The organism is uncultured Brevundimonas sp. (assembly GCF_937870815.1).
In the GTDB taxonomy this organism is placed as follows: Bacteria; Pseudomonadota; Alphaproteobacteria; order Caulobacterales; family Caulobacteraceae; genus Brevundimonas.
This window is the reverse complement of record NZ_CALMZS010000018.1, coordinates 1-19,291: the sequence shown is the minus strand read 5'-3', so window position 1 is coordinate 19,291 and position 19,291 is coordinate 1. Positions and strand designations below refer to the sequence as shown.

General features: G+C 69.9%; 24 protein-coding genes. 16 read left to right on the top strand and 8 right to left on the bottom strand.

The genetic code is table 11. From position 1 onward, the window contains the following. The coding region (locus tag Q0588_RS01325) for an electron transfer flavoprotein-ubiquinone oxidoreductase (protein WP_298743049.1) at positions 1–1,628 on the bottom strand (1,628 nt) is incomplete at its 3' end. A gap of 197 nt (positions 1,629–1,825) precedes the next feature. Here Q0588_RS01325 and Q0588_RS01320 point away from each other — a divergent pair. Continuing rightward, positions 1,826–2,620 (top strand): uracil-DNA glycosylase, encoded by a 795-nt coding sequence (locus tag Q0588_RS01320; protein ID WP_298743043.1) that lies wholly within the window; start codon positions 1,826–1,828, stop codon positions 2,618–2,620. Positions 2,621–2,769: 149 nt separating this feature from the next. Continuing rightward, positions 2,770–4,446 carry a lytic transglycosylase domain-containing protein gene (locus Q0588_RS01315; RefSeq protein WP_298743041.1) on the top strand — a complete coding sequence of 559 codons (1,677 nt, stop codon included), beginning with the start codon at positions 2,770–2,772 and terminating at the stop codon, positions 4,444–4,446. Positions 4,447–4,635: 189 nt separating this feature from the next. Here the strand turns inward: Q0588_RS01315 and Q0588_RS01310 are convergent, their stop codons facing one another. Together Q0588_RS01310 and Q0588_RS01305 are read right to left on the bottom strand one after the other, a co-directional pair. Next, positions 4,636–5,280, bottom strand: coding sequence for a glutathione S-transferase (locus tag Q0588_RS01310; protein ID WP_298743040.1), 645 nt, complete (start codon positions 5,278–5,280; stop codon positions 4,636–4,638). A 171-nt stretch (positions 5,281–5,451) separates the two neighbouring features. Continuing rightward, on the bottom strand, positions 5,452–5,985 hold the full coding sequence (locus Q0588_RS01305) for a DsrE family protein (RefSeq protein ID WP_298743039.1): 534 nt from the start codon (positions 5,983–5,985) through the stop codon (positions 5,452–5,454). A gap of 193 nt (positions 5,986–6,178) precedes the next feature. Here Q0588_RS01305 and purB point away from each other — a divergent pair, with 193 nt between their 5' ends. From purB to Q0588_RS01290, 3 genes are all read left to right on the top strand, one after another. Beyond that, complete coding sequence (gene purB, locus Q0588_RS01300; protein WP_298743038.1) at positions 6,179–7,486, top strand: adenylosuccinate lyase; 1,308 nt, start codon at positions 6,179–6,181, stop codon at positions 7,484–7,486. A 4-nt stretch (positions 7,487–7,490) separates the two neighbouring features. Further along, entirely contained in the window at positions 7,491–7,982 is a 492-nt protein-coding gene (locus Q0588_RS01295; RefSeq protein ID WP_298743036.1) for a DNA-deoxyinosine glycosylase, read from the top strand. A 110-nt stretch (positions 7,983–8,092) separates the two neighbouring features. Next, positions 8,093–8,674, top strand: coding sequence for a fasciclin domain-containing protein (locus Q0588_RS01290; RefSeq protein ID WP_298743034.1), 582 nt, complete (start codon positions 8,093–8,095; stop codon positions 8,672–8,674). 51 nt (positions 8,675–8,725) lie between these two features. Here Q0588_RS01290 and Q0588_RS01285 read toward each other — a convergent pair whose 3' ends face one another. Next, positions 8,726–9,049, bottom strand: a complete 324-nt coding sequence (locus Q0588_RS01285) for a DUF1476 domain-containing protein (RefSeq protein WP_298743032.1) — start codon at positions 9,047–9,049, stop codon at positions 8,726–8,728. A 251-nt stretch (positions 9,050–9,300) separates the two neighbouring features. Here Q0588_RS01285 and purC point away from each other — a divergent pair, with 251 nt between their 5' ends. The 6 genes from purC to purQ all read left to right on the top strand — a co-directional run bounded on the left by purC (position 9,301) and on the right by purQ (position 11,927). Next, positions 9,301–10,059, top strand: a complete 759-nt coding sequence (purC, locus tag Q0588_RS01280) for a phosphoribosylaminoimidazolesuccinocarboxamide synthase (protein WP_298743047.1) — start codon at positions 9,301–9,303, stop codon at positions 10,057–10,059. Beyond that, positions 10,059–10,295, top strand: a complete 237-nt coding sequence (purS, locus tag Q0588_RS01275; protein WP_298743030.1) for a phosphoribosylformylglycinamidine synthase subunit PurS — start codon at positions 10,059–10,061, stop codon at positions 10,293–10,295. The genes purC and purS overlap by 1 nt, the downstream gene beginning before the upstream one ends. Beyond that, on the top strand, positions 10,292–10,423 hold the full coding sequence (locus Q0588_RS01270) for a hypothetical protein (RefSeq protein WP_298743028.1): 132 nt from the start codon (positions 10,292–10,294) through the stop codon (positions 10,421–10,423). The genes purS and Q0588_RS01270 overlap by 4 nt, the downstream gene beginning before the upstream one ends. Before the next feature lie 67 nt (positions 10,424–10,490). After that, complete coding sequence (locus tag Q0588_RS01265; RefSeq protein ID WP_298743026.1) at positions 10,491–10,964, top strand: YbhB/YbcL family Raf kinase inhibitor-like protein; 474 nt, start codon at positions 10,491–10,493, stop codon at positions 10,962–10,964. A 36-nt stretch (positions 10,965–11,000) separates the two neighbouring features. Further along, on the top strand, positions 11,001–11,231 hold the full coding sequence (locus Q0588_RS01260) for a hypothetical protein (RefSeq protein WP_298743024.1): 231 nt from the start codon (positions 11,001–11,003) through the stop codon (positions 11,229–11,231). 33 nt (positions 11,232–11,264) lie between these two features. After that, positions 11,265–11,927 (top strand): phosphoribosylformylglycinamidine synthase subunit PurQ, encoded by a 663-nt coding sequence (gene purQ / locus Q0588_RS01255; protein ID WP_298743022.1) that lies wholly within the window; start codon positions 11,265–11,267, stop codon positions 11,925–11,927. 13 nt (positions 11,928–11,940) lie between these two features. On the opposite strand, the gene Q0588_RS01250 is transcribed toward purQ, so the two are convergent. From Q0588_RS01250 to Q0588_RS01240, 3 genes are read right to left on the bottom strand one after another with little or no spacing between them, the layout of a single operon-like run. Continuing rightward, on the bottom strand, positions 11,941–12,972 hold the full coding sequence (locus Q0588_RS01250; protein WP_298743021.1) for an aspartyl/asparaginyl beta-hydroxylase domain-containing protein: 1,032 nt from the start codon (positions 12,970–12,972) through the stop codon (positions 11,941–11,943). A gap of 45 nt (positions 12,973–13,017) precedes the next feature. Next, positions 13,018–13,251 carry a hypothetical protein gene (locus Q0588_RS01245; protein ID WP_298743019.1) on the bottom strand — a complete coding sequence of 78 codons (234 nt, stop codon included), beginning with the start codon at positions 13,249–13,251 and terminating at the stop codon, positions 13,018–13,020. 51 nt (positions 13,252–13,302) lie between these two features. Then, positions 13,303–13,653: a nuclear transport factor 2 family protein gene (locus Q0588_RS01240; protein WP_298743018.1), complete on the bottom strand. Its 351-nt coding sequence runs from the start codon at positions 13,651–13,653 to the stop codon at positions 13,303–13,305. A gap of 109 nt (positions 13,654–13,762) precedes the next feature. Here Q0588_RS01240 and purL point away from each other — a divergent pair, with 109 nt between their 5' ends. The 5 genes from purL to Q0588_RS01215 all read left to right on the top strand — a co-directional run bounded on the left by purL (position 13,763) and on the right by Q0588_RS01215 (position 18,586). Further along, on the top strand, positions 13,763–15,982 hold the full coding sequence (gene purL / locus Q0588_RS01235) for a phosphoribosylformylglycinamidine synthase subunit PurL (protein ID WP_298743017.1): 2,220 nt from the start codon (positions 13,763–13,765) through the stop codon (positions 15,980–15,982). Then, the gene (locus Q0588_RS01230; protein ID WP_298743016.1) at positions 15,979–16,341 is read left to right on the top strand and encodes a DUF305 domain-containing protein; all 363 of its coding nucleotides are present in this window, start codon (positions 15,979–15,981) and stop codon (positions 16,339–16,341) included. The genes purL and Q0588_RS01230 overlap by 4 nt, the downstream gene beginning before the upstream one ends. A gap of 103 nt (positions 16,342–16,444) precedes the next feature. Next, positions 16,445–17,977, top strand: coding sequence for an alkaline phosphatase D family protein (locus Q0588_RS01225; protein ID WP_298743045.1), 1,533 nt, complete (start codon positions 16,445–16,447; stop codon positions 17,975–17,977). 205 nt (positions 17,978–18,182) lie between these two features. After that, positions 18,183–18,377 carry a type II toxin-antitoxin system HicB family antitoxin gene (locus tag Q0588_RS01220; protein WP_298743015.1) on the top strand — a complete coding sequence of 65 codons (195 nt, stop codon included), beginning with the start codon at positions 18,183–18,185 and terminating at the stop codon, positions 18,375–18,377. Continuing rightward, positions 18,374–18,586 (top strand): type II toxin-antitoxin system HicA family toxin, encoded by a 213-nt coding sequence (locus tag Q0588_RS01215; RefSeq protein ID WP_298743014.1) that lies wholly within the window; start codon positions 18,374–18,376, stop codon positions 18,584–18,586. The genes Q0588_RS01220 and Q0588_RS01215 overlap by 4 nt, the downstream gene beginning before the upstream one ends. Positions 18,587–18,616: 30 nt before the next feature. On the opposite strand, the gene Q0588_RS01210 is transcribed toward Q0588_RS01215, so the two are convergent. Continuing rightward, positions 18,617–19,291 (bottom strand): TIGR00282 family metallophosphoesterase (locus tag Q0588_RS01210; RefSeq protein WP_298743013.1); only part of this gene is annotated, 675 nt, incomplete at its 5' end.

Here is a 19,291-nt window from a genome sequence, read left to right as displayed (position 1 = left end):
CCGCCCTCGGGCGTGGTCCAGACGATGTTCTGGGACGGGTCCTTGATGTCGCAGGTTTTGCAGTGGACGCAGTTCTGGGCGTTGATGACGAAGCGCGGATCGGTCTTCGCCGTCTCGTCGCCGTAGACCACCTCATAGACGCCCGCCGGGCAGTAGAGACGGGCCGGCTCGCCATATTCCGGCAGGTTGACGCGGATCGGCACGGACGGGTCCAGCAGCTTCAGATGGGCCGGCTGGTCCTCGGCGTGGTTGGTGTTGGAGATGAACACCGAGGACAGCTTGTCGAACGACAGGACGCCGTCCGGCTTCGGATAGGTGATCGGCTTGTGTTTCGCGGCCGGTTCGGTGGCGGCGGCGTCGGTCTTCCTGTGCTTCATCGTGCCGAACAGGGAGAAGCCGCCGAACAGGGTCTGGAACCACATGTCGAACAGGCCCAGCGCGCCGCCCAGGGTGGTGCCGAAACGGGTCAGCAGCGGCTTGGCGTTGCGGACGCGCTTCAGTTCCTGGAAGACCCAGCTGTTTTCATAGGCGGTCTGGTATTCGGTCAGCCGGTCGCCGGCCCGCCCGGCTGTGATCGCATCATAGGCGGCGTCGGCGGCCAGCATGCCGGTCTTCATGGCGTTATGGCTGCCCTTGATGCGCGGCACGTTGACGAAGCCGGCCGAACAGCCGATCAGGACGCCGCCGGGGAACGACAGCTTCGGCGCCGACTGGAAACCGCCCTCGGTGATGGCGCGGGCCCCGTAGGAGATGCGCGTCCCGCCCTCCAGGTGTTCGGCGATCGACGGGTGGTGCTTGAAGCGCTGGAACTCGTCGAACGGCGACAGGAACGGGTTCCTGTAGTTCAGGTGCACGACGTAGCCGACGGCCACGTAGCGGTCGCCGAAATGGTACATGAAGCTGCCGCCGCCGGTGAACTCGTCGAGCGGCCAGCCGGTGGTGTGCTGGGCCAGGCCGGGCCGGTGCCTCCCGGCCGGGACCTGCCACAGCTCCTTGAGGCCGATGCCGAATTTCTGCGGCTCGGCCGTGTCGCACAGGTTGTGGCGGGCCATGATGGTCTTGGCCAGTGAGCCGCGCACGCCCTCGGCGATGAAGACGTATTTGCCGTGCAGCTCGATGCCCGGCTGGAAGTCGCCGGTCGGCTTGCCGTGGCGGTCGATGCCGAAGACGCCGGCGACGACGCCCTTGACCCGGCCGGAAGGCTCGTCCCAGACCACGTGGCTGGCGGCCATGCCGGGGTAGACCTCGACGCCCAGGGCCTCAGCCTGTTCGCCGAGCCAGCGGCACAGGTTGCCCAGCGAGGCGATGTAGCAGCCGTCGTTGTGCATCAGCGGCGGCAGCAGGAACATCGGCAGCGAGGCCTCGCCCTGTGGTCCGAGGATGAGAAAGCGGTCCTTCGTCACCGGGGTTTCCAGCGGGGCGCCGCGTTCCTTCCAGTCGGGGAACAGCTCGAACAGGGCGCGCGGATCGATCACGGCGCCGGACAGGATATGGCCGCCGATCTCGGCCGATTTCTCCAGCACGGCGACCGAGATCTCCCGGCCGTCCCTTTCCGCGCACTGCTTGAGGCGGATGGCGGCGGCGAGGCCGGCGGGGCCGCCGCCGACGATGACCACGTCGTACTCCATGACCTCGCGCTCGACCCCGGCGAGGGCCTCGGCGGGCGGCAGCTTGTCGATCACGGCCTCCTGCCAGGCGTTCGTCGCGCCGCCCTCGATAGCGTCCTCGGCCATGGCTGAAATCCTCGTCAGTCGCGGGGTCTTGTGGGTGACGCCTTATCGGAAGGTGACGCCGGGGCGGTCAAGGACTATCCCTGTACGGACCCATGACGCCTCCGCCTCTCGACAGCGCCGCCGCCGAAAGCCTGCTCGCCTTCTGGCGCGACGCCGGTGTCGACGCCTGTTTCGGGGATGCGCCGGTCGACCGGACCCATGTGGAGCCGCCGCCGGCGGTCAAGGCCGTGGCCAGGGCGACCGCCTCGGTGACTCCGGTCGCCGATGTGCCGGACGCGCTCGACCAGGCGCGGCGGCTGGCGGCGGGCGTGGCGACGCTGGAGGCCCTGGGGCAGGCGATCGCGGCCTTCGAAGGCTGTCCCCTGCGCGGCCTGGGAGCGCGGCAGGCGGTGTTCGCCCGCGGCAATCCCGAGGCCGAGGTGCTGATCATCGGCGAAGCCCCCGGCGCGGAAGAGGACGAGCGCGGCCAGCCGTTCGTCGGCAAGGCCGGACGGCTGCTGGACCGGATGCTGGCCGAGGCGGGGCTGGAGGGGCGGGTGTTCATCACCAACACCGTGTTCTGGCGGCCGCCCGGCAACCGGGTCCCGACACCGGCCGAGCAGGCGACCTGCGCCCCGTTCGTGGAGCGGGCCTTCGCCCTGCTGAAGCCTACGGCGGTGCTGCTGGTCGGGGCGGCGGCCACCAGGGCGGTGCTGGGCGTGGACGAGGGCATTCTGAAGCTGAGGGGCCAGTGGCGCGAATGGCGGCTGGCCGAGGGCGCGGTCTCGGCGCCGGCCCTGCCGACGCTGCACCCTGCCTTCCTGCTGCGTCAGCCGATCGCCAAGCGGCAGGCCTGGTCCGACCTGCTGTCCCTGGCGGCGAGACTGGACGTCGGTGCGGCCCGTTAACCCGGCTGACGCAAAACCGCCCCAAAAGGGGGTGAATCCTTGACTTGGGCCGGGGCCGGTGGCGCCTTTCTGGCCTGACGACCGAACGAACAGCGCCGTGTGGACCGAATCGAGACGGTCCGCCTGACGCTCCAACGGGGGCCGCCTCAGTGCCGTTTGCTTTCCGCCGCGCATTTTCCGCGCCGTCGACCGCCCTGGCGTTCGCCCTTTGCCTGGGCGCCGCCCTGCCCGCCTACGCCGAAGACGGCGAGGGCCGCGGAGTGGTGTCGGCGCTGAGTCCGGCCGACCGCCTCAGCTACACCACCGCCTTCGACGCCCTGCGCCGCGGAGACCTCGAGACCGCCCGGGCCTCGGCGCGCCAGGCCAATGACCGCGTGCTGCTCGGCCAGGTCGAGTTCGAACGGCTGTTCCACCCGGATTACCCGGCCACCTACGACGAGCTGGCGGCGTGGCTGGAGGAATACGCCGATCTGCCGTGCGCGCCCCGGGCCTATAATCTGGCGCTGCTCCGGCGCCCGGACGGCGCGCCGGAGCCGAAACGCCCCTCGAGCTTCAGCGGCCGGATCTGGTCCAGCGTGGTGGCGGCCGGCGGCGCCTCGGAGAACGATCCGACCAAGGCGGCCCGGATCGCGCTGAACCGCGACGACCTGCCCGGCGCGGTGACGCTGGGGGAGCAGATCGGCGACTGGTGGGTGGTCGGCCTGGCCAACTACCGGCTCGGCGAGTTCGGCAAGGCCGCGGCCGCCTTCGAGCGGGTTCTGGACGATCCCACCGAGGACGGCTGGGTCCGTTCGGGCGCCGCCTTCTGGGCCGCCCGGTCGGCGGCCCGCTCGAGCCGGCAGGACCGGGTGCAGCCGCTGCTGCGCCGGGCGGGGGCGTGGCCGGCGACCTTCTACGGCCAGATCGCCCTGCGCCAGCTGGCTGAAGAGCCCGCCATCGAGAACCTCGGGCCGCGACCCTACCGGCCGGAAGCCGGACTGCAGCGCGCCGTGCACCAGGTCGACGACGAGGTGGACGTGGCGGCGCTGAACGCCTTCATCCAGTCGGACATCCGCGCCCGCCGCACGGTGGCCTACCATGAGGTCGGCCGGCGCACCGAGGCCCGCGACGAACTGCGCACCGGGCTGCGGTCCGAGCTGACCGAGCGCGGCCGGCGGCTGTGGGCGGCGCTGGGCCGCGCCCTCGGCCCGCGGACGCTGGGCGTCAGCGACGAGGCCGAACGGATCGACGCCGACCGCTATCCGCAGCCGGTCATCGAGCCGGAAGGCGGCTTCACCGTCGAGCGCTCGCTGGTCTACGCCATCGCCCGCAAGGAGACCGACTTCAACGCCCGGGCGCGCTCGGCGGTCGGCGCCTACGGCCTGATGCAGGTCATGCCGACCACGGCCGCGGAGCTGGCCGGCGACCCGGTCTTCGTCACCGAGCCCGACCGGCTGTTCGACCCGGCGGTGAACGCCCGGCTCGGCCAGGCCTATGTCAACAAGGTGCTGGCCATGCCGGCCATCAACGGCGACCTTCTGAGGGTCGCGGCCTCCTACAACGCCGGCCCGGGACCGATGGTCGCCGCCGTGCGCAAGCTGGGACCCGACGCCGATCCCCTGCTGCTGATCGAGACGATCGACGTGCCTCAGGCGCGTGACTACGTCGAAAAGGTCGTGGCCGCCTACTGGATCTACCAGCGCCTCAACGGCCGGCCGCTGAACACCCTGGACGCAGTGGCGTCGGGCGCGACCCTGGTGCCCCTGGCCCTGGACCATGCGCCGCCCCCCGCGCCGGAGCAGACGCTCGAGGTCGCCTCCGTGCCGATGGTCGGGGGTTCGCGCTAGCTACAGCCCCGCGAGCAGCAGGGCCGGCAGGCAGCAGGCGATGACGATCAGCAGCCCATAGACCATCAGGCTGGGGCGACGGGGCTGGGGCTGTTCAACGGGCATCGACATCGCTGGGCCTGACCGCATATGCGTGGGCGAGGGTCCATCGATAGCGGCGTTGTCTTAAGGCCCGGTTCCGGCGTGCGGTTAACGCAACGCCTCGGCCGACCATTCGAGGAAGTCCGGCTGGGCCAGCAGGGCGTCGCGATAGGCCGCCGCCGTCCCGTCGTCGCCGTGGGCGGCCAGGTCGATCCGGAAATGGCGGAAACGCGCCGCCACCGGGGTGAAGAAGGCGTCCGGGACCGACCACTCGCCGAACAGCCAGGGCCCGCCGGCGCCGAACCGGGTCCGCATCTCGCGCCACAGGGCGACGATCCGGCGGATGTCCTTGGTGACGGCCTCGCCGGTGGGCGGCGGCGAACGGTCGGGGCCGACCATGGTGTGGTCCGGGCCCATGCCGCAGTCGGTCCTCAAGGCCACGAAGCCGCCGTGCATCTCGCAGGTCGCCGACCGGGCCAGCCAGCGGGCGTGGTCGTCGGCCGGCCACAGCCGGGCCTCGGGATAGCGTTCCGCGCACCAGACGGAGATGGCCAGCGAATCCCAGATCGTCTCGCCCTCGACCTTGAGCAGGGGCACGAGGCGGGAGGGCGAGATCCGCTCCAGCTCGGCCTGCCCGGCCGGCGTATAGATGTCGATCTCGCGCACGGTGAAGTCGGCCCTGCAGCGCTTCAGCACCAGCCAGGGGCGCAGCGACCAGGTCGAATACAGCCGGGGTCCGATGATCAGTTCCATGGGCGGTTCCCTCTGCAGCAACTCCCGGGATCAGCCCCGGACGCCCGACCCGACCGTGTTCGGGCGGCGTCCCCCCGGTATCGGTTTGTCAATGGCGGTTCGTGGATGCCCCCGGCGACGATGAAATCGCAAGCCACGGATATCAAACGGTTTTTACTTCCAGCCAGGCACTCAATCCCCAACCAGGGCGTAACCGCGCTGCTGGAAATGGACGATCGTCATCAGCGCCGCCAGATCGAGCTTCACGCCCGCCGCCAGTTCGGCTGCGGCGATGCCCTGGCCGGTCATGGCCTGACCGCAGATCCGGACATCCACCCCCGCCGCGATCAACCGCGCCACCAGGTCGGCGCTGGGGTTGGAAGCGCCGGCATGACGCGCCGCCCAGGCTTGATTGGAAAGCACCGTCGGGGTCGCGCCGCCGTGGACGACCACCACCAGGCGCCGATGTTCGGAATCGACGCCGCCGGCCGCGAGCATGTTCACGAACCGGGCGACGCGATCCAGCCCGGGCGAGACCTGGCCCTCGGGCCCGCCCGCGGAGACGTCGAAGACGACCTCATAGAGGCGCCCGGCCTCGGGTTGTTCACCGGCTTCGGGCAAGGGGGTGAAGGCGCCGTATCCAGGCACGGCGCGGTCCTGCGCCCAGGCGGGGTGCGCGGCCAGGACCGACAGAACGGCGGCGACGGCGACAAACGAGGGTTTCATCGGGGCTCCCCGGCCTTCACGGCCGCAATGCGTTGGAGGCATGATACGGGGCGGCGAAGACGGCGTCCATTCCGGGACGACGCGCCCTCGTCCCCCAGAGGCTGAGGAGGCGGCGACCTTCCGGCCCGGTCGCGATGGCGTCCGCCGTGCCGTTCCTTGACAGTTTGGCCCAACCGAGCCTTTACCCGCCCCCATGATCAGCCGCTATTCCCGCCCCGCCGCCGTCGCCATCTGGTCGCAGGAGACCAAATACCGGATCTGGTTCGAGATCGAGGCCCACGCCGCCACCAGGATGGCCGAGCTGGGTACGATACCGGCCAGCGCCGCCGAGGCGATCTGGGCCAAGGGCCGGGATGTGGTGTTCGACGCCGACCGCATCGACGAGATCGAGCGCACCACCAAGCATGACGTCATCGCCTTTCTGACCCATGTATCCGAGATCGTCGGCGACGAGGCCCGCTTCCTGCACCAGGGCATGACGTCCTCGGATGTGCTGGACACCTGTTTCGCGGTGCAGCTGGCGCGGGCCGCCGACCTGCTGGTCGAGGGCGTCGACCGGGTTCTGGCGGCGCTGGAGACCCGGGCGAAGGAACACAAATTCACGCCCTGCGTCGGCCGCAGCCACGGCATCCACGCCGAGCCGGTGACCTTCGGCCTCAAGCTGGCCGGCTATCACGCCGAGTTCCAGCGCGCCCGGCGCCGCCTGCTGACGGCGCGGGAAGAGATCGCCACCTGCGCCATTTCGGGCGCGGTCGGCACCTTCGCCAATGTCGATCCGGCGGTCGAGGCCTATGTCGCCGACAGGATGGGCCTGCAGGTCGAGCCGGTCTCGACCCAGGTGATCCCGCGCGACCGCCACGCGGCCTTCTTCGCGGCGCTGGGGGTGGTGGCGTCATCGGTGGAGCGGCTGGCGGTCGAGATCCGCCACCTGCAGCGCACCGAGGTGCTGGAAGCCGAGGAATTCTTCGACAAGGGCCAGAAGGGTTCTTCGGCCATGCCGCACAAGCGCAACCCGATCCTGACCGAGAACCTGACCGGGCTGGCGCGGCTGGTGCGCTCGGCGGTGACCCCCGCCCTGGAGAATGTGGCGCTGTGGCATGAACGGGACATCAGCCACTCCTCGGTCGAGCGCGGCATCGGCCCGGACGCGACGATCCACCTCGATTTCGCCCTTCACCGCCTGGCCGATGTGGTCGAGCGGCTCAACGTCTATCCCGAGAACATGGCCAGGAACCTGAACCTGCTCGGCGGGCTGGTGCATTCGCAGCGGGTCATGCTGGCCCTGACCCAGGCGGGCGTGAGCCGCGAGGACGCCTATGCGGCGGTGCAGTCCAACGCCATGAAGGTGTGGCGCGGCGAAGGGGCCTTCCTCGACTTCCTCAAGGCCGACGAGCGGGTGGCGCTGCCGGACGCGCAGCTCGAGGCGCTGTTCGACATCGGCTACCACACCAGGCACGTCGACACGGTGTTCGCGCGGGTGTTCGGCCCTGATCCCGCCTGAGGCCGTGAACCGCAAGACCGGATTCGCGCCGGTCGTCGACGCCGATGCGCGGCTGCTGATCCTCGGCAGCCTGCCCGGCGACGCCTCGCTGGGGGCCGGCCAGTACTACGGCCATCCGCGGAACGCCTTCTGGCGGCTGGTGGGCGGGGTGATCGGCCACGACCTGGCCGCCCTGCCCTATGAGGACCGGCTGGCCGCGTTGAGGGCGGCCCGGATCGGCCTGTGGGACGTGGTCGCCAGCGCCGAGCGGCCGGGCAGCCTCGATGCGGCGATTCGCCGACCCGAGGCGGCCGACCTGCGCGGCCTGGTGCGGCGGCTGCCCGAGCTGCGGGCGGTGGCGTTCAACGGCGGGACAGCGGCCAGGCTGGGCCGGTCCGTGCTGGCTGGAGCCGCCGGGGTGCAGCTGATCGACCTGCCCTCCTCCAGCCCCGCGCATGCGCGGCCCTTCGCCGAAAAGGCGGCGGCGTGGGCCGAGCTGGGTCGCTGGACCGGGTAGCGCGAGGGACCGGCCCTGCGCAAAAATGCCGCGCCGGCGCATCCAAATCCCGACTCAGCCCCTATTTCCTGTGGAGCCGCGACCAGCGGCGCCTGAAGAGGGGGCTGCCGATGCTGCCGATCCGACCCCTGCCGACCGCCCTGGCCGCCGCGGCGCTGGCCCTGACCGCCTGCGAGCCGACGCCCCCGGAGAAGTCGGAGAGCGCCCCGGCCGTCGCCGCCGCGCCGCCCCCGTCAGCGACAGGCACGGTGCTGACGGCGGCGGCGCGCGACCCGGATCTCACCACCCTGGTCAGCGCCATCCACACCGCCGGCGTGGCCGGGACGCTGGAAGGCGCCGGCCCCTACACCGTTTTCGCTCCGAACAACGCCGCGTTCGAGAAAGTGCCTGCGGCCCGGCGCGACTTCCTGACCACGCCGGAGGGACGGCCGGAGTTGCGCCGGCTGCTGACCTATCACCTCGTTCCGGGGCGGCTGGACTCGGCCAGCCTGGTGCAGCGCATCCATGCCGGCGGCGGCGCGCTGACGCTGACGACAATGCAGGGCGGCGTGTTGACCGCACGGGTCAATGCGACCGGGTCGATCGAGCTGACGGACGCGGCCGGGGAGCTTTCGCGGATCGTCCAGGCCGATGTGATCGCCTCGAACGGAGTGCTTCACGCGATCGATACGGTCGCGTCGCCGCCCGGCTGACGGGCGCGCCACACACCGGCGTCGCCCTCCCCCACACGGCGCCGGCGGCGCCTATTCGCCGTTGCGGATCTGCTCGCGCGCGATCGAGGACAGTTCGTCCATCTTCCGGCGGATTTCGCCTTCGGAGACGGTCAGGCCGGCGCCTTCGAGATCCTGGGCGATCTTGCGGTAGACGTCTTCCTCGCCGGGCTGGTCGAAGTCGGCCTTGACGATGGCGCGGCCGTATTCCTGGGCGCTGTCGGCGGACAGGCCCATCTTTTCGGCGGCCCACAGGCCCAGCAGCTTGTTGCGCCGGGCGATCGCCTTGAATTCCTGTTCCTGATCGAGGGCGAATTTGGACTCGAAGCCCTTTTCCCGATCGTCGAAGGTCGTCATTGGCGTCTGCGGGCTCCGTCAGGCGGCGAAAACGTGGCCGCGGTCGTGGAGGTCTATAGCCCCACCGGAGCCGAACGCAACGGAAACCCTGACGGTTCATTCCGGGCCCGTGTTTGTGTCGCAGCCCGGCTTCCGGTAAGGGAGGGCCCGTCGAATTTTCCCGCCCGCCCGATTCCGGATCGCGCCGCCCAGACCACCGTGCTGGCCGCGCGATTTTCGTTTCTGGCGAGGCCCCGCCCGGACCCGAGATGATGAACGTCAAGCGCAAGAAGCTCTACGAGGGCAAGGCCAAGATTCTGTACGAGGGCCCCGAACCGGGCACCCTGATCCAGTATTTCAAGGACGACGCCACCGCCTTCAACGCCCAGAAGAAGGCGATCCTCGAGGGCAAGGGCGTCATCAACAACCGCATCAGCGAATTCGTCATGTCGCGCCTGAACGGCATCGGCGTGACCAACCACTTCATCAAGCGGCTGAACCTGCGCGAACAGCTGATCCGCGAGGTCGAGATCATCCCGCTGGAGGTGGTGTGCCGCAACATCGTCGCCGGCTCGATGAGCCAGCGCCTCGGCATCGACGAGGGCACGCCCCTGCCCCGCTCGATCATCGAATTCTACTACAAGAAGGACGAGCTCAACGACCCGATGGTGACCGAGGAGCACATCACCGCCTTCAACTGGGCCTCGACCCAGGAGCTGGACGACATCCTGGCGATGACGGTGCGGGTCAACGACTATCTGTCGGGCATGTTCGGCGCCGTCGGCATCACCCTGGTCGACTTCAAGGTCGAGTTCGGCCGGGTGTGGGAGAACGACTTCAGCCGCGTCATCCTGGCCGACGAGATCAGCCCCGATTCGTGCCGCCTGTGGGACAGCGCCACGGGCGAGAAGCTGGACAAGGACCGCTTCCGCCGCGACCTCGGCAATGTCATCGAGAGCTATACTGAGGTGGCCCGCCGCCTCGGCATCATGAAGGATATGCCGACCGTGATTCAGGGGGGACTGCACTGATGGCCAGGGTCAAGGTTCAGGTGTTCCTGAAGCCCGGCGTGCTGGACGTGCAGGGCAAGGCCGTCGAGGGCGCCCTGCACGGGCTGGGCTGGCCCGGCGTGGCCAACGCCCGCGTCGGCAAGCTGATCGAGTTCGACCTCGACGGAGCCGGCGATCCGGCCGCCGAAGCGAAGCAAATGTGCGAAGTGCTGCTCGCCAACACCGTCATCGAAAGCTACCGCATCGAGGTGGCGTGAGCCGCGTCGCCAAATTGGTGATCGTGCTGTTCGTCGCCGGGGGTTGCCTGGTGTTCGCGGCGGCGCTGGCGGGCGGGCTGATGGACGACCGGGCCTTCACCACGGCGGCCGGGGAGGCGGCGCACTGATTTTTTCGCCCGTCGACCGTGGCCGGGCGGGTGCGTTAGGGTCTTGGGCCAACCGCAGGAGGACGTCATGACCTTCATCCTCACCTCCAACGACCTCATCGACGGCGGCGTGCTGCCGGACGCCCAGGTCAAGGCCAAGGGGAACACCTCGCCGCATCTGCAATGGTCGGGCGCGCCCGAGGGCACGAAGAGCTACGCCGTCACCTGTTATGACCCGGACGCGCCGACCGGGTCGGGCTTCTGGCACTGGACCGTGGCCAACATCCCGGCCAGTGTCACCGGGCTGCCGGCCGGGGCGTCGAACCGGGGGATGCCGGCCGGGGCCGTCCAGGGCCGCACCGACTATGGCGAGACCGGCTTCGGCGGGGCCGCGCCGCCGCCGGGTCACGGGCCGCACCGCTACATCTTCACCGTCTTCGCTGTGGACACGGAGAAACTGGACGTGACGCCCGACAATTCGGGCGCCGTGTTCGGCTTCAACCTGCATTTCCACACCCTGGCCCAGGCCTCGATCACGGCGACCTACGAGAACAGGGGCTGAGTTGGGCCGATATCCATTGCGTGCTAGAAGACAGTCATGGCCGAGGTGACCAACGAGCTGATCTACGAAGTGCTGAAGGCGATGCAGAGAGATCTGAGCGCCGTGCGGGGCGACGTGAGCGATCTCAAGCACCAGATGACGGCGGTTCGCGGTCATCTGGTGGCGATCCAACAGGATGTCGGCAATATCTACAACCGGCTCGGCCATCTGGAAGACCGTGTGGACCGGATCGAGGTGCGGCTCGGACTCGTCGAGCCGGCACACTGACAACCGCCGCGAACCCTGCTAAACGCCGCCGCCATGAGCGCAGCCGTCATCGTCTTCCCGGGTTCCAACTGCGACCGCGACTGCAAGGTCGCCATCGAACGCTCGACGGGCGAGACCGTCGACATGGTCTGGTACCAGGAGACGGAGTTGCCGAAGGGGCTGGACCTGATCGTCCTGCCGGGCGGCTTTTCCTATGGCGACTACCTGCGCTGCGGGGCCATGGCGGCACAGTCGCCGGTGATGCAGGCGGTGAAGAAGGCCGCCGACGACGGCGTGGCCGTGGTCGGCATCTGCAACGGTTTCCAGATCCTGTGCGAGGCCGGGATGCTGCCGGGCGCGCTACTGCGGAACACCGGGCTGAAATACGTCTGCAAGCCGATCAGCCTGACCGTCGCCAACGGCCAGACCCGCTTCACCGCCGGCTATCGGGGCCAGCGCGAGGTGATCATGACCCAGGGCAACGGCGACGGGAATTATTTCTGCGACACCGAGACCCTGGCGCGCATCGAGGGCGAGGGCCAGGTGGTGTTCCGCTACGTCGACAATCCGAACGGCTCGGTCGACGACATCGCCGGCATCCAGAACGCCCGCGGCAACGTGCTGGGGATGATGCCCCACCCGGACCGGGCCTTCGAGGAGGAGCTCGGCTCGGCCGACGGGGCGACCCTGTTCCGCTCGATCTACGCCGCGGCCTGAGGCCGGACGGGCGCTAAACGCCCCAGGCCTGGCCGCCGCGGCCATAGGCGTCAACCGCCTGGAACAGGGTCGAGACCAGGTCCCGCTCCTCCGCGGTGACCTCCGGCTTCCAGACATCGAAGATCAGGATGATACGCTCCTGGCCGCTGTCGTTGGCCGCCTCGTGCTCGATGGTGTCGTCGAAGGCCCAGGCCTGGCCCTCGCGCCACTCGCGCACGTCATTCCCCACCCGGAAGCGGCAGCCGGGCGGGACGATCAGCGGCAGGTGGCAGATCAGCCGCGTGTTGATCAGGCCGTGGTGCGGCGGAATTCGCGCGCCCGCCTTGAGCCGCGAGAACAGGATCGACGGCGTCCGGCCCGGCACCCGGCACAGCGGCGCCTCGGCCAGGGCCGCCATGGTGCGGGGACAGCGGCGGGCGATGTCGGGTTGCTCCTCGCCGTCCTTCCACAGAAACAGGGCGCTCCAGTCGGGGTTGGCGGCCATGCCGGAGGCGTCGGTGTTGGGCCGGTCGGCGCGCGGCTCCAGATAGGGTCGAAACAGGTCCGGTCCGGCCAGCAGGGCGTCCAGCTCGGCGCGGATGTCGGCGGCCGCGGCCTCGACGGCCGACAGCCACGGCAGGCTCTGGCGCGGCTGGAACTGCACCTGCGGCAGCCCCGGAAGCAGGTAGAAGCGCGGCTGCTGGTGATAGAGACGCTTGCGCCCCGCCATCAGGTCCAGCGACAGGGCGAACCGGTCGCTGGATTTCGCCGGATCGAAACCGGCCCGGGCCAGGCTGTCGGCCAGATGGGCCTCGAAACGCTCCGCCTGGGCCTGGACGGCGGCCTGGGCGCGGCGCAGGTCGGCGAGCAGGTCGGCAGCCAGGCCGCGACCATCGCCGGCCGCGCGCAGGGCCGAGCTGTAGAAACTGGCCGCCGCCCGACTGTCGCCGAGGCCGGCCATGGCGTCGCCCTTGGCGATCAGCGCCCGCAGGTCGCGGGGGTCGGCCGCCAGGGCGCGGTCGGCGGCCTCCAGCCGGGCCCGGTGACTCTGTTCGGTGTTCGCCATCCGGTGATCGGAGGTCGCCGGACCGCGTCCGTCAAGGCGAAAGCGTCAGGCCTCGCTGTTCGAGATCGGTCGTTCCTCGTCTCGCGCCGCGGCCCGGGCGCTTACGGACGGGTTCAGCGCGTCCCCGTCGCCGGCGTTGACGCCGGCGTCCCCGCGGTCGTCAGCGGCCTGTTTCGCGGCCCGCTCGGCGGCGGCGCTGGCCCCGGCGTCGTCGGCCGCGATCTCCGGCGCGGCGGGATCCTCGGGCGTGGCGGCGGGATCGATGGGCTGATCGGTCATGGCGGGCTCCTTGTCCCGGAGTCAATGGTCCCGCGCCGCCGTCGTTCCCGCTCAGTAGAAGAAGCGCTCTTCCACGATCCTGCCGTCGCGCACGGTGTAGAGGCCGATCTCGTCCATCTGCCGGCGCGTGTCGCCGTTCGGGGTCACATCGACGTGGAAGCGCAGCATGAACTGATCGCCGTTGACCATGGGCCCCTCGGTGGTGAAGGCGTGGACCTCATGGTTCTCGGTCCACCAGTCGCCCTTGGCCTTGACGGCGGCGCGGCCGTCGGTGCGCTGCATCGGCCCCTCGGCCGCCTCCAGGCTGATCACGTCGTCGGCCCAGAAACGCTCTCCGGCCTCTTCAAACTGGCCAGCCTTGCACAGGGCGGTGAATTCCTCGGCGACCTGCTGGGTCTCCATGGCTTTTCTCCCTTGGCGAATGGCGGATCATGGCGCGCCGCCGTGACGCCCGGATGAAGGGCCGGCCGGCTATTACGTTCCGCGCGGAGTCCGGCTAGAAGGCGCGGCCATGAGCGCTCCTCCGAAGATCATGGCCGAACTGGCCGCCGAATACGGCCTGGCCCCGAACGAGTATCAGGTCGTCCTCGACCGGCTGGGGCGCGAGCCCAACCAGGTCGAACTGGGCGTCTTCTCGGTGATGTGGTCCGAGCACTGTTCGTACAAGTCGTCGAAGATCCATCTGGGCAAATTCCCCACCAAGGGACCGCGGGTGATCTGCGGGCCGGGCGAGAACGCCGGGGTCATCGACATCGACGACGGCGACGCCTGCATCTTCAAGATGGAGAGCCACAACCACCCGTCCTACATCGAGCCCTATCAGGGCGCGGCGACCGGCGTGGGCGGGATCATGCGCGACGTCTTCACCATGGGGGCGCGGCCGGTGGCCCTGCTGAACGCCCTGCGCTTCGGCGACCCGTCGCACGAGAAGACCCGGCGGCTGGTCAAGGGGGTGGTCTCGGGCATCGGCGGCTACGGCAACTGCGTCGGGGTGCCGACGGTGGCCGGCGAGACCAATTTCCACCGCGGCTACAACGGCAACATCCTGGTCAACGCCATGTGCGTGGGCGTGGCCCGGGCCGACGCCCTGTTCTACTCGGCCGCCCCGGCGCCGGGCCTGTCGGTGGTCTATTTCGGCTCCAAGACCGGCCGCGACGGCATCCACGGCGCGACCATGGCCTCGGCCGAGTTCGACGAGGATTCGGACGAGAAGCGCCCCACCGTCCAGGTCGGCGACCCGTTCGCCGAGAAGCTGCTGATCGAGGCGACGCTGGAGCTGATGGCCTCGGGGGCGGTGGCGGCGATCCAGGACATGGGGGCGGCGGGCCTGACCTCGTCCTCGGTCGAGATGGCCGGCAAGGGCGGCGTCGGCATCGAACTGAACATGGACGCCGTGCCCCAGCGCGAGGAGGGCATGACGGCCTATGAGATGATGCTGTCGGAAAGCCAGGAGCGGATGCTGGCGGTGCTGAAGCCGGGTCGCGAAGAGGACGGCTATCGCATCTTCAAGAAGTGGGGGCTGGACGCCGCCGTCATCGGCATGACCACCGACACCGGTCGGCTGGTGCTGAAGCATCACGACGAGACGGTCTGCGACGTGCCGCTGGCGCCGCTGTTCGACGACGCGCCACTGTACGAGCGGCCGTGGGTGCAGCCGGAGCTTCAACCCCGGCTCGCGCCCGCCGACGTACCCGCCCCGGACAGCTGGGTCGATGCGGTGCTGCGGGTGCTGTGCTGCCCCGACATGGCCTCCAAGCGCTGGATCTGGGAGCAGTACGACCGCCACGTCATGGCCGACACCCTGCACGACTCGGCCACCGGCGCCGACGCCGGCGTGGTGCGGGTGCACGGCACGGACAAGGGTCTGGCCATGACCTCCGACTGCACGCCCCGCTATGTGCAGGCCGATCCCTACGAGGGCGGCAAGCAGGCGGTGGCCGAGGCGTGGCGCAACCTGACCGCGGTCGGGGCGCGGCCGATCGCCATCACCGACAACCTCAATTTCGGCAATCCGCAGCGGCCCGAGATCATGGGTCAGATCGTCCGCGCCATCGACGGCATGGCCGAGGCCTGCCGCGTGCTGGACTTCCCCGTCGTGAGCGGCAACGTCAGCCTCTACAACGAGACCAATGGCGCGGCCATTCCGCCGACCCCGACCGTCGGGGCGGTCGGCCTGCTGACCAATTACGACGTGGCGGTCGGCTTCGGCGGCATGAGCGACGGCGACGTTCTGGTGCTGATCGGCGAGACCGTCGGCGAACTGGGCTCGTCGATCTATCTGCGCGAGGTTCTCGGCCGCGAGGACGGCGCGCCGCCGCCGGTCGACCTGGCGCTGGAGCGCAGGACCGGCGACTTCGTGCGCGGGCAGATCGAGGCAGGCGAACTGACCGTGGTGCACGACCTGTCCGACGGGGGCCTGATCGGCGCCGCGGCGGACCTGGCCCTGGCCTCGGATGTCGGCGTCGAGCTCGACGCCACCTCGGCCGCGCACGCCCATATCCTGCTCTTCGGCGAGGACCAGGCGCGCTATCTGGTGGCCGTGCCGGAGGCCTCGGACGTCATCGCGGCGGCCCAGGCGGCGGGAATTCACGCCAGTGTCGTGGGCCGGGCCAGGGGGCGGGATTTCGCCTCGGGCGGGCCGGACGGCGACCTGTTCCGCCTGCCGCTGGATCATTTGCGCGAGATGCACGAGGGCTGGATGCCGGACTGGATCGAAGGCGGGCAGGCGTGAGGCTGATCGCCGCCGCCATCGCGCTTCTGGCGGTCACGGCCTGTTCGGAGGGCGGCGATCCGGTGCAGATGGCGCTGCGCGACGCCGCCGCCGCGAGGCAGGCGGCGGCGGCGAAGGAGGGCGCGACCAGTGCGCCGGTGGCGAGCCCGGTCGCGACGCGGACCACCGCTCCATCCACCAGCGAAGCCGACGCCGCCTATGTCGCCGGCATGATCGAACACCACCGCGCCGCCATGGCCATGGCCGTGGACGCGCTGGCCCGATCCGAAGACCCGGAGATCCGCAGGCTGGCGCGGGCCGATATCGACGCCCGGTCCCGCCAGATCGCACAGCTCCAGGCTTGGAGGCCGGCCGGATAGGCCTCGCGTCAGCGGGTGACGGCCGTCATATTTCCGGGGTAGGCTTTCGATCCGTGGAGCCCGCGACATGATCCTTCCCTCCTCCGTCTCCCGCCGGGGTTTGATGCTGGCGCTCGGCGCGGGCGGCGTGGCGCTGGGCGCGGGGCGTCAGGCGGTGGCCGACCCCGTCTTCGCGGAATATCCGTTCCAGCTGGGCATAGCCGCCGGCGATCCGACGCCGGACGGGTTCGTGATCTGGACCCGGCTGGCTCCCCGGCCGCTAGAGATCGGCCATGGCATGCCGTCAGCGCCCGTCCCGGTGAAGTGGGAGGTGGCGACGGATCGCGCCTTCTCCAACGTGGCGCGCAGGGGCGAGGCGATCGCGCGACCGGAGATGGGGCATGCGGTGCATGTCGAGGTCGAGGGGCTGCAGCCGGGCCGGGAGTATTTCTACCGCTTCACCGCCGGCGCCGAGCGCACCGCCACCGGGCGGGCGAAGACCGCGTCGGCGGCGGGGACCGCGGTCGCCCGGGCGCGCTTCGGCGTCGTGGGCTGCCAGGCGTATGAGCAAGGCTTCTACACCGCCCACCGCAAGGCGGCCGAGGAGGACCTGGATTTCGTCTACTGCTACGGCGACTATATCTATGAGGGGCGCGGCGCCCGCATCTACAACGGCCCGACGGGCGCGACCGAGAATCCGCGCCGGCATTTCGGCGGCGAAATCTACGCCCTGGACGACTACCGCCGCCGCTACGCCCAGTACAAGATGGACGCCGACCTGCAGGCCAGCCACGCCTCGACCGCCTGGTTCTGCACCTGGGACGACCACGAGACCGACAACAACTGGGCCGCGGCCCTGGATCAGGACGGAACCCCGCCCGAGGTCTTCGCCCTGCGCCGTCAGGCGGCGGCCCAAGCCTATTACGAGAACATGCCGCTGCGCCGTTCGGCCTTCCCGCGCGGCGCGGACATCCAGCTGTACCGCCACGCCGCCTGGGGCGACCTGCTGGACCTGAATTTCCTCGACACCCGCCAGTACCGCAGCGACCAGCCCTGCGACGACGCCTGGGCGACGACCTGCGCCGCCGTATCCGCCGACGCCCAGATGCTGGGCGAGGCGCAGGAGGCCTGGCTGTACCGCAACCTCGACCGGTCCCGGGCGCGCTGGAAGGTGCTGGCCCAGCAGGTCATGGTCATGGACCTGGACCGCAGGGAGGGGCCGGAGCCGGGCTACAACCTCGACAGCTGGGCCGGCTATTCCATCCCGCGCCGGCGCCTGCTGCAACGGCTGAAGGACCGGCGCATCGGCGACACCGTCGTCCTGACCGGCGACGAGCACCAGAACTACGCCGGCGAACTGCACCTCGACGGCCGCAATCCGGAAGGCTCGCCCATCGCCACCGAGTTCGTCACCACCTCGATCAGTTCGGGCGGCGACGGCATGGACCAGCGCCCCGACATGGTCCGCATCCAGGCCGCCAATCCCCAGCTGAAGTTCAACAACTACCAGCGCGGCTATGTGGTGTGCGACGTGACGCCGGAACGCTGGCAGACCGAGTTCAAGGTGTTGGACAAGGTGTCGGAGCGCGGCGGGACCCTGAGCACGCGGGCGAAGCTGGCGGTGGCCAGCGGCGATGCGCGGGTCGTGGCGGCCTGACACGATCAAGCCGCCGTTGGCAATCCGGCCTTCGCGCTCGTCAGACTGTTGAATGCGGATCGAACGATGTCGGCGACGGCCACGGGGCGTCCTCCAGCACCGACAGCTTGATCCGACCGGCCCGCCAGGCGAAGACCGACCCCGTTTGACACGCGTCTGGGCTCGGCACGCGCCTCCGTGTACTCTGGAGATGAGGAGATCGCGGATGCAGCTGGAAATCGAGCGTGAAGAAGACGGCCGCTGGATCGCGGAGGCCCCGGTCCTGCCCGGCGTCATGGCCTATGGAAACACCCGCGAGGAGGCGGTGGCCAGGGTGGAAGCATTGGTGCTCAGGGTGCTGGCCGATCGGCTCGACAACGGCGAGCGGGCTCCGGAGGTCGAACGGCTGTTCGCGGCATGAACGCTTGGCCGTCGGTCAAGGCCAAACGCCTTTTGGCCGCCCTGCGAACCATCGGGTGGACCGAGAAGCGACGGGCCGGTTCCCATCGCGTTCTTCAGCGCTCGGGGTGGGAAGACGTCGTGTTCGCCTTCCATGACGGCGATGAAGTCGGCCCTCGCATATTGGCGCGCATCGCCAAACACACGGGTTTGACGCCAGACGATCTGTAACGCATCTGCCCTATGCGCCCGCGCTGATCTTCATGATTGTGCTCTCAGCCCAGGCACCGTCTGGCTCAGCCGCCCTCCGACCCGGATCGGCTCGACCCGCGTCGCCAGCCCGGTCCTGTCGTCGGTCTCGACATAGACGCCGCAGACCGTGGCCGGGCCGTGGGCCGGGACGTAGCGCCCGCCCGACAGCCGGGTGGTGAAGCGCCGCAGCGGCTCTTCCTTGTCGTTGCCGATGACGCTGTCGTAGTCGCAGCAGCCGCCGGCGTCGGTCTGGTAGGCGGTGCCGCCGGACAGGATCTGGCAGTCGGCGGTGGGGACATGGGTGTGGGTGCCGACGACCAGCGACGCCCGTCCGTCGCAGAAATGGCCCATGGCCATCTTCTCGGAGGTGGCCTCGGCGTGGATGTCGACGATGATCGCGTCGGCGGCCACCCCGAGCGGACAGGCCGCCAGCTCCTTCTCCACCGCGCTGAAGGGGTCGTCCATCGGGTCCATGTGGATGCGGCCGAGGATGTTCATGACCAGCACGGTCTTGCCGCCGTGGGTTTCGAACAGGTTGGCGCCGGCGCCCGGGGCGTCCATCAGGCGCGGGTAGTTGAGCGGCCGGATCAGACGCGGCTCGCGTACGATATAGGTCAGGGCCTCGCGCTGGTCCCAGCTGTGGTTGCCGAGCGTCAGGCAGTCGGCGCCGGCCATGAACAGCTC